The following is an 8,848-nucleotide window of genomic DNA, read 5'->3' as shown; positions in this document are numbered from 1 at the left end:
GACTTAAATTTCGCTCAAATAAACTTCGAGTAATTTAAACCAATCAATCAATGAAATATCTTCGATCAATCAATCAGTAAAAATCCACACAAGTTGTTCTTCATAATCTCTTAATGATCTTCTCGATACTTCGTCAGCATCAAGCTAGGTCGGCTATATTACGCTTTATTTCTAAAGTGTCAACTGGTAATTTAAATTATTTTAAACTTCTTTTCTAAAACCCAACTCAATCGATTTCAATCAAGTCATTGTTTTACCAGAAGTTTTAATCTTCATCACCGCCGATGGATGTGCATTATAGGTGAAATATTTCGCCATGCAACCCCTCTTTTTAAGTTTTATAAGTTTTTTAGTCCGAACGGTTATTTATTCAACAAATTACTTTACTTTTCCACAAAATACTGTTTATTTCTTTTTCTTGATCATAAAAGGTTCAGGATTCATAACTACATCTGGCATTTTTTCTAGCTGATCATGTTCCTGCCATTTCAGTGCGCGGCAGTCGATATATTCACAATAGCCTCCTTCTCCTTGTTGTTGATCGCCATTTATAGCCAACTGATATTGAAAACTTCCGACATAACCTGCTGCAGCCCCAAATTTAAAATCACCACGACTCTGCGCCTGTAAATGAATTGAGGTGCCATCTTCATCTTGATAACGCCATTCAAACTCACGTGGCAAATACATACACTGACCTGTTGGCGTTTTTACTTTTGGATAAACCCGTTGAATATTAAATTGTACTTGCCCATCAAATACCCGAGTTTGCTCCGTGTTCGCATTTCGCAGATAGATTCGAGATTGCAAAATTCGATTCAACACATCACGACTTTGTAGCAATATCATTTGTTGCTGATGATTCAGATTAATCACTTGATAGCAAAAAAATGCCACAGCGAAATAAGGAAACTGGATTGAGCGGGCAAACTCAAAACTACCCAATTGCTCAATCTGAAAATGCTGATCTTTATAGCGTACACTTCCCTGACACTGACACAGCAAAGACCAATGTTCTGCCAAATTCATTCGCAATTTAGTGAAATATGAAATTGTAGAGCTTGTGGTGATCTTTAAATCAAAGCTAAGTTCGCTATCTTCACGTTGAATATGAAATTGCGGAAAGTGTCCAGTAATGCGCTCTTTATTGGCAAACTGAAAATACTCTGCAGTAAATACGCAATCATGTTGTATTGAATAATGATTGGACTGCCCCACCATGTGTGGGCTGCTACTACAAAGAATACTGGCTGTGTCTAAAGCTGAGGTTGTAATCACATTTTCAGGGCGCAGCATTGCGGTATTTAGGCTGCCCAATAAACCAATAAAGTTGAGATAATGTAAGGGTGCAGGCAAATTAGGAAGAATTAAGCCCTGATAGATAAATTTATAATGATGTTTTGGGGCGTGATAAGGCAGTTTGGCGGTTGCCGCAGGAGTTTGATTGAGTTGTTTGGAACGATCGAGAAAATCTTGAAACAGCTGCATATCAAACTCCTTGTGAGTTGATGCTTTTATGAAAGCTTAATTAACTCACTGCATTTTTTCTTGCCATAAAAGTGGTCACAAAACCTGAAAGTGCATAAATAATTGAAATCACTAAAATTCCAACAGGAATATTATAAGTCATGGCTGCAAGGATAAATACTGCGATTGGCAATACAAAAAACGGCACACGCTTACGATCAAAGGTTTTAAATGAATAATATTTAATATTGGAAATCATCAACAATCCTACTGCAATAATAATCACAGCATTGAGGATTTGTAGACCAATTTCACGAATATCATACAGTTCAGGAAAATCCCGTCCTACCCAAACCAGCGACACGATAATCAGCGCAGCCAAAGGACTTGCAACACCAATAAAGTAGCGTTTATCGACCACACCAATTTGCACATTAAAACGCGCCAAACGGAATGCGGCACAAGCCGTATAAACAAAGCAAGCCGCCAAGCCGATACGACCTAAATCATGCAAACTCCAGCTATACATCAAAATCGCAGGTGCAACACCAAAGGCGAGCATATCGGATAATGAATCAAACTGTTCGCCAAATGGACTTTGCGCACCAATCGCACGTGCCACACGACCATCTAAACCATCAAACAATGCTGCTAGAAAAATGGCATAAATCGCTTGGCTAAATTCGCCATTCATACTGGCAATAATGGAGTAAAAACCCGACAGCAAGGCTGCCGTGGTAATCAGGTTTGGCCACAGATAGATACCACGACGTTTCACCTTTTGCCCTTCACGGGTATGTTCTTCTTCCACCACTTCAAATGTAATTCCGTCATGCTCAAGATCACGGGAACTATATTCTCCTTCGGGTTTGGATGTGTTTGTCATTATTTTGTGTCCTAACTGTAACCTGAACGTCTATTTAAATTTTTTATTCGCCAACTAACCAACGCACTGCAGCATGTCCACCATGTTCTTGCATACGCAAGTGCGGGAACAACCATTGCAGGGCTTCATCTGCATCTTCAGAGAATTTCCATGGTGGATTAATCACCAATAAACCACAACCGTTTAAGCCCACAGGAGTATCGTCAGGCCACACACAAATTTCACAAATGAGTTGACGGCGAATACCTGTTTTAAACATTTTCTTTTCAAAACGTTCAATCATGGCGCGGTCTTTAATTGGATACCACACCGCAAATACGCCTGTTGGCCATTTTTTATGTGCAGCTGCCAATAATTCAACCAACTGAGGGAAATCTTTACGTTCCAATTCATACGGTGGATCAATCATCACCAAACCGCGTTTTTCTTTTGGTGGAATGACGCCCAATAAACCTTCGTAAGCATCACGCTCATGTAAACCTGCGCGTTTGTCACGAATGTTATGACGCAATTGCTGGAATACATCGCGCTGCATTTCAAAAATAGTTGCTTTGTCGATGTCACGCATACCTTGTAAAGCAAACCATGGCGAACCGGGATATGCACCTTGCCCATCCGTTTCACGCATTGCTTCAACCAGTTTTAAATACTGCTGTACGCCTTCTGGTGCCTGACGTTTGATTGAATCATCTAGTTTCACTAAACGATGAATACCATTTAAAAATTCGCCCGACTTTTGTGCAGGTGCTAAAGATAAGTCATATTTACCCGCACCGCCATGTGTATCGACATAGCGATAAGGTTTATCTTTGGCATTTAAACGTGTCAGAATTTGCAGCAATAAAACATGCTTCATGACATCGGCAAAGTTGCCCGCATGGAAATGGTGACGATAATTCATGTTTGGTTCATTCCTAAAATCAACCGACATTTTAGCATGAAAAAAAGTTTCATTCAGGAGCTTGTATTCCTCTAAAATAATCAGCTTGTCTTGCATTTTGTCTGAGTATCTATTTTATGGACGCCACACTGCTTCCAAAATCTTGGAATATTGATCAAATTCTTGAAGATTTAGATTTGCATGGTTTTGCCATGTTGGATGATGCCTATTCACCTGAATATCAACAACAAGTTCTCGCAGAGTGTAGTCAAAATTTAGATCAATTTCGTGAAGCAGCCATTCAAAATGGTGTGGTCAGCAAAATTCGCAGTGATCATATTTTATGGATTCACGAAAATTTAAGCATTGCACAACAACATACCCAAACCCTTTTGACTTTGGCCGAACAATTCAATCAGGCATTTTATTTAGGGATTCGTGAGGTCGAAGCGCATTTTGCCAGCTACCAAGCAGGTTCTTTTTATGCCTTGCACCGCGATAACCCACAACAAAAAAATGATCGGGTGATTTCTGCTGTCTATTATTTACACCCTGAATGGCAGACAGATTGGGGTGGACAACTACGTTTACAAGACAAACATGGAGCATGGCAAATTATAGAACCACGCCCAAATCGGATTGCAATTTTCCAAAGTGATTTATTGCATGAAGTTTTGCCTGCGACACAGCAACGACTTTCTATTACTGCATGGCTACGCAGCGGCAACCAACTTTGGTAAAGATAGACCGCTTTTTTAAATTATTGGCTTTAAAACTGTAAATTTGCCCCGATGTAGAGCAAATATTGCTATCAGGAATTCACCCATGCGCAACTCGACTCAACAGCTTATTCAACGTATTGGGGAAACCGACCAACTTTTTTTACAAGGTAATACGCCTGAATTGGCATTAGAACGTGCCGATTTACGCTTACAATTGGTGAGTTTGAGCGAGTTACGCCAAGAACAGATTTACTTTTTGCAAGAAGCCATTGTGCTGTTAGAACAAGGTCGGGTTGAATTTGAAGAAATGCCAGTGACGTTATATATCAATTTGTCTTTGCATTTGGCCAAAGCCTATATGATGTATTTTGAGCTGACCCGCGATGCAAAATACGCCTTAATTACCCAACAAATTTTAAAAGCCATGACTCATTATGCACATGGAGATATTTTCTTTTTCTTGGCTTATGCCAGCGCCAGTAAAAATGAAAGTGCACTGTGTCGCCACTGGTTAGGCAAGTACAGTAAAACTGCCGAATTTGATTTGGAACTCTTACAAATTCACCCTGCCTTTAACGCCTATCAAACCGAAGTCTGGTTTAAACAAATTCTCAAAAGCAGAATGCATTAAAAAAACGCCTCGTTCTGAGGCGTTTTTAATGAAAACATATTAAATATGACGATGACTTAAACCTAAACAGCTTGTAAACGATAAGCATCTAAATGCAATTGTTGATTGAGTTCATCAATCCAAATGGCCCAATCATCGTCTTGTACCAAATGACTGATTAAAAATTCACGTTGTGATTTATTCCAAAACGGCGCTTCATGTAAATTAATATGTGCAGGTAATTGATGCGTACGTACATACAGTTCAATGGCTGCAGGGCTGCTGGCTAAACCGAGTTGGCTGAATAACATGGCTAATGATGGAGTATTTTGCATGAGCACCTTGCCCCCTTTTATTAGTTTCGTTGTAATTCCTTATTCAACCAACTTATAACACTTTGTATAAAAAACCCAGTCTTCCGACTGGGTTTGTTGTATCTTTTTGTGAGCACGCAGTTTACTGGCGCTTTTTAGATGAAAAATATTTGATTTAACTTAAAAACTTTTAACTTAAATACCGATTAAACACTCGGGTGTTGATCACTATGCAATTGCTCATTTAAGGTTTCAATCACAATGGCCCAATCATCATCTTTTTTCCAGTGACTTTGCAAAAATTGGCGCTGCCCTTCCGTCCAAAACTCAGCACAGTGTAATTTGGTTTCTGCAGGTAATTGATGCTCACGAATAAATTGATCAATTGCTGCATCGTCAGCATCTAGACCCAATTGTTGAAATAACAGTTCTAAAGTCGGTTGTTGGTCAAACATGGCATCCTCCTTTGATTCGTCTTGTACTTTTAATGACCTTAACCTGCTTTGAGCCACAATTCAGCAGCAGCTGAGTTGCAGCATGTTATTTTTTGTACGATGCGATATACCTGAAGCATCCCACTCAATATTCTTAACACGATGACAGGCAACAAAAAAGCCAGTCAATGTAAACCGACTGGCTTTCATCTACTTAAATTAAAAGTTAGCAACCTGTTAGTTTTTCAGGCTGTGGCTTTTCATTTGGAAAGAAGATTGGGCGCAATTTCACACCAATGGCATTCCCCATAAATGCAAATACTAGCCATAACCAACCATGCACACTGCCCGAAGCAATTCCGCTAAAGTATGCGCCAATGTTACAACCGTAGGCCAAACGTGCACCATAACCAAGTAATAAGCCACCTATAACAGCCGCAACCAGTGAACGGCGTGGAATATTAAAGTTCGGGGCAAATTTTCCAGCCAAACTTGCAGCAAGCAATGCACCCAACATAATGCCAAAATTCATCATAGAGGTGATGTCATGCCACAATGAATTTGCCAATGCTTTAGCATTGCCTGACTGCTGCCAATAATCCCAAGCGCTTACATCTACACCCGCAAAAACAGCAACTTTTGCAGCCCAAACTGCAAGCGCAGAAGTCACGCCCCACGGACGACCAGCCAATACCAAGGTAGCAAAATTCAGCAGCGTTAAAATAAGCCCACCCCAAATTAACGGCCAAGGACCTTTGAGGAAACGCTTCCAACCATGGTACTGACTTTGCGGCTCGACTTCTAAACTGCCATGACGTTTCTTTTCAAAAAACACGGTTGCGGCAGCAATCACAGCAAAAATAACAAAGCTTAGAATAAGTGCAGGAATCACCCCAAAACTTTCGACAATCGAGATTGGCGCCAAATGCGGCAGATTAAACCACCAATCTAAATGCGAAGTGGCAATCAGTGAACCTAAGCAGAAGAAAAATAGCGTAACCAACATACGCGCACTGCCACCGCCTACCGTGTATAGCGTACCCGATGCACAGCCACCCCCCAACTGCATGCCAATACCAAAAATAAAAGCACCAATCATGACCGACATCGACACAGGATTGACATTGCCCTTGACGGGATTGCCAAACAACTCACCTGCACCTAAAGCAGGAAAGAACAACAACACCGCCAAGCCCAGCATAATCATTTGAGCCCGCAAACCACGACCACGACGTTCTTTAATAAACACACGCCAGCTAGAAGTAAAACCAAAAGAGGCGTGATACAACGTCATTCCCAAAGCACCACCAATTAAAAATAACAGTGCTTGATTTAGACCCACGATTTGATAGGCGCCGATAGTACCGACAACAAGTAAGATAAAAGCCACCCAAACCGAAACATTCGATCTATGGGCACTTGCAACAATAACTGACATGACAGAGAGAAGATTTGAAAAAGGAAACCCGCGTATTCTAAGCAATTTCCCCTACCGTGCAGGTCAATCGACCTATTTTATAGTCGCTTATCCATTCTGATATTTGATAAGCAATATGAGCTTAGCTGATGATAGGCTTTTAATTGCAAAGATAAAATCAAGCGCAAAAAAAATGCCAGTCAACTTTTAGGTTGACTGGCATCACTCCCGAAGGAGTTTTAACTTAATCTAGCAGATTAAATTATTTAATCATGTCAGCAATTGCTGCGCGTTCTTCTTCAAGTTCGTTTAACGTGAAGTTGATACGCTCACGGCTGAACTCGTCGATTTCAAGACCTTGAACGATTTTGTATTCGCCATTTTCGCAAGTTACAGGGAAACCGAACATTACGCCTTCAGGAATACCGTAAGAACCGTCAGAAGGAATACCCATAGTTACCCATTCGCCGTTTGTGCCAAGCGCCCAATCACGCATGTGGTCAATTGCAGCGTTTGCAGCAGATGCAGCAGAAGATAAACCACGTGCTTCGATGATCGCAGCGCCACGCTTACCAACTGTAGGAAGGAATACGTCTTTGTTCCATTCAGCATCGTTGATTTTGTCTTTTAAGCTTTCTCCATTTGCAGTTGCAAAACGGTAGTCAGCATACATTGTTGGAGAGTGGTTACCCCAAACTGTCATTGTTTTGATGTCAGAAACAGCAACGCCAGCTTTTTGAGCAAGTTGAGTTAACGCGCGGTTGTGGTCAAGACGTAACATTGCTGTGAAGTTTTTCGCTGGAAGATCTGGAGCAGATTTCATTGCGATGTAAGCATTCGTGTTCGCTGGGTTACCAACAACTAGAACTTTAACATCACGGCTAGCAACTTCGTTAAGTGCTTGACCTTGACCAATAAAGATTTCACCGTTTACTTTAAGAAGGTCAGCACGCTCCATACCAGGACCACGTGGACGAGAACCAACCAATAACGCGTAGTCAGCATCTTTAAATGCCACTTTAGGATCATCAGTACCGATCATGCCAGCCAATAATGGGAAAGCACAGTCGTCAAGTTCCATCATTACGCCTTTAAGCGCAGCTTGAGCTTTCTCAAAAGGAACTTCTAATAATTGAAGGATAACTGGTTGGTCTTTACCCAACATTTCACCGCTAGCGATACGGAATAATAGGCTGTAACCAATTTGACCAGCAGCGCCAGTAACGGCAACGCGAACAGGTTGCTTCATGTAATTATCTCCAATTGAGAGGATAGTCAATGCGATTAAATAGCTGTTCTATCTAATCTTAATAATCATAAACGCGAAAGATTGTACTCCAATCATTCAGCGGATGCATGCAAAAGCGCATCAAATTCCACAAAAGTCTGATAGAAAATATGAATAAAATTTCTCAAAAAGCTTAAAATTCAGAAATTACAGTCACCTAGCAAACTAGTAAGAACCTTTAATGACAAACTGATTCGGGCAATTTGATTCAATCGCTGCACCGCACTGCTTATAGCGTCCTTCGGTGTTATAACAAATTTTGATTTCAGTTAAATAACTTTTACCTTGATGGTTAGAGCACTGAAAATGCACGCTTTTTGATGACATACCTGAATTGGACTTGAGAAACAAACTCCGTAGTTGTGACAATTGCACCGTCTGCGTGTCTTGGCCTGTCAATACCGAAGGCACGTTCATCCGATCTGCATTATTAATAATCATGCGAAAATACTGACTGGCATTCATGGGCACACAGCCGCCAATACCTTGCCACAATTGTATCCGTGCAGCTTCATCAGGCATGACTCGCGCCACTACCTTCGCTTGTAGCGGCGGTAACTTTGCCGATGAATGGGTGCTACATTCACGCGTGGCTACTTCGGGATATAAACCCTCAATATTCAGTGAGTAACCTTCTAAACATTTACGCTTTTTGCTTTTGCTCGAATCGATTAAACACACGGCGGGCGTCATTTGCACGGACATCACATAGCCTTGCACGGGGGCAGAAAATGTATTTTGCGTACACAAAACCAAAGCTGTACCACTCAAACCGAGCAATGTAACTTGAATTGGCTGTAAAACTGTACTCATCCACATTTTCAATGCTT

General features: G+C 41.0%; 10 protein-coding genes. 2 read left to right on the top strand and 8 right to left on the bottom strand.

The window, feature by feature from the left end:
* Nucleotides 1-405: 405 nt before the first annotated feature.
* The 3 genes from FTU92_RS09295 to FTU92_RS09285 are packed head-to-tail and all read right to left on the bottom strand — an operon-like array spanning nucleotide 406 to nucleotide 3,254.
* Nucleotides 406-1,488, bottom strand: a complete 1,083-nt coding sequence (locus tag FTU92_RS09295; protein ID WP_180096135.1) for a DUF6670 family protein — start codon at nucleotides 1,486-1,488, stop codon at nucleotides 406-408.
* Nucleotides 1,489-1,528: 40 nt separating this feature from the next.
* On the bottom strand, nucleotides 1,529-2,353 hold the full coding sequence (gene pssA, locus FTU92_RS09290) for a CDP-diacylglycerol--serine O-phosphatidyltransferase (RefSeq protein WP_004976213.1): 825 nt from the start codon (nucleotides 2,351-2,353) through the stop codon (nucleotides 1,529-1,531).
* 43 nt (nucleotides 2,354-2,396) lie between these two features.
* Nucleotides 2,397-3,254: a 23S rRNA (adenine(2030)-N(6))-methyltransferase RlmJ gene (locus FTU92_RS09285; RefSeq protein WP_026438537.1), complete on the bottom strand. Its 858-nt coding sequence runs from the start codon at nucleotides 3,252-3,254 to the stop codon at nucleotides 2,397-2,399.
* A gap of 116 nt (nucleotides 3,255-3,370) precedes the next feature.
* On the opposite strand from FTU92_RS09285, the gene FTU92_RS09280 reads away from it, so the two are divergent.
* Nucleotides 3,371-3,973: a 2OG-Fe(II) oxygenase gene (locus FTU92_RS09280; RefSeq protein WP_104853047.1), complete on the top strand. Its 603-nt coding sequence runs from the start codon at nucleotides 3,371-3,373 to the stop codon at nucleotides 3,971-3,973.
* A gap of 85 nt (nucleotides 3,974-4,058) precedes the next feature.
* A complete protein-coding gene (locus FTU92_RS09275; protein WP_019836939.1) occupies nucleotides 4,059-4,586 on the top strand; it encodes a hypothetical protein in 528 nt (175 codons plus the stop codon).
* Between the two features lie 62 nt (nucleotides 4,587-4,648).
* Here the strand turns inward: FTU92_RS09275 and FTU92_RS09270 are convergent, their stop codons facing one another.
* The 5 genes from FTU92_RS09270 to FTU92_RS09250 all read right to left on the bottom strand — a co-directional run bounded on the left by FTU92_RS09270 (nucleotide 4,649) and on the right by FTU92_RS09250 (nucleotide 8,831).
* Nucleotides 4,649-4,906, bottom strand: coding sequence for a DUF2789 family protein (locus FTU92_RS09270; protein WP_026438086.1), 258 nt, complete (start codon nucleotides 4,904-4,906; stop codon nucleotides 4,649-4,651).
* 179 nt (nucleotides 4,907-5,085) lie between these two features.
* A complete protein-coding gene (locus FTU92_RS09265; RefSeq protein ID WP_096901745.1) occupies nucleotides 5,086-5,334 on the bottom strand; it encodes a DUF2789 family protein in 249 nt (82 codons plus the stop codon).
* A 205-nt stretch (nucleotides 5,335-5,539) separates the two neighbouring features.
* Nucleotides 5,540-6,751, bottom strand: coding sequence for a YeeE/YedE family protein (locus tag FTU92_RS09260; protein WP_131261021.1), 1,212 nt, complete (start codon nucleotides 6,749-6,751; stop codon nucleotides 5,540-5,542).
* 241 nt (nucleotides 6,752-6,992) lie between these two features.
* Entirely contained in the window at nucleotides 6,993-7,979 is a 987-nt protein-coding gene (locus FTU92_RS09255; protein ID WP_019836931.1) for a malate dehydrogenase, read from the bottom strand.
* 204 nt (nucleotides 7,980-8,183) lie between these two features.
* Nucleotides 8,184-8,831, bottom strand: a complete 648-nt coding sequence (locus tag FTU92_RS09250) for a ribonuclease I (RefSeq protein WP_179993550.1) — start codon at nucleotides 8,829-8,831, stop codon at nucleotides 8,184-8,186.
* Nucleotides 8,832-8,848 lie beyond the last annotated feature (17 nt).

This window comes from Acinetobacter sp. YH12205 (genome assembly GCF_013418125.1).
GTDB classification, from domain to species: domain Bacteria; phylum Pseudomonadota; class Gammaproteobacteria; order Pseudomonadales; family Moraxellaceae; genus Acinetobacter; species Acinetobacter towneri.
Note: the sequence above shows the minus strand (reverse complement) of the source record. Positions and strands in the feature narration are given on the sequence as shown.

What these genes read in the sequence shown, in the direction of transcription:
- FTU92_RS09295 (WP_180096135.1), bottom strand. Translation starts at nt 1,488, where the DNA reads ATGCAGCTGTTTCAAGATTTTCTCGATCGTTCCAAACAACTCAATCAA.
- pssA (WP_004976213.1), bottom strand. Translation starts at nt 2,353, where the DNA reads ATGACAAACACATCCAAACCCGAAGGAGAATATAGTTCCCGTGATCTT.
- FTU92_RS09285 (WP_026438537.1), bottom strand. Translation starts at nt 3,254, where the DNA reads ATGAATTATCGTCACCATTTCCATGCGGGCAACTTTGCCGATGTCATG.
- FTU92_RS09280 (WP_104853047.1), top strand. Translation starts at nt 3,371, where the DNA reads ATGGACGCCACACTGCTTCCAAAATCTTGGAATATTGATCAAATTCTT.
- FTU92_RS09275 (WP_019836939.1), top strand. Translation starts at nt 4,059, where the DNA reads ATGCGCAACTCGACTCAACAGCTTATTCAACGTATTGGGGAAACCGAC.
- FTU92_RS09265 (WP_096901745.1), bottom strand. Translation starts at nt 5,334, where the DNA reads ATGTTTGACCAACAACCGACTTTAGAACTGTTATTTCAACAATTGGGT.
- FTU92_RS09260 (WP_131261021.1), bottom strand. Translation starts at nt 6,751, where the DNA reads ATGTCAGTTATTGTTGCAAGTGCCCATAGATCGAATGTTTCGGTTTGG.
- FTU92_RS09255 (WP_019836931.1), bottom strand. Translation starts at nt 7,979, where the DNA reads ATGAAGCAACCTGTTCGCGTTGCCGTTACTGGCGCTGCTGGTCAAATT.
- FTU92_RS09250 (WP_179993550.1), bottom strand. Translation starts at nt 8,831, where the DNA reads ATGAGTACAGTTTTACAGCCAATTCAAGTTACATTGCTCGGTTTGAGT.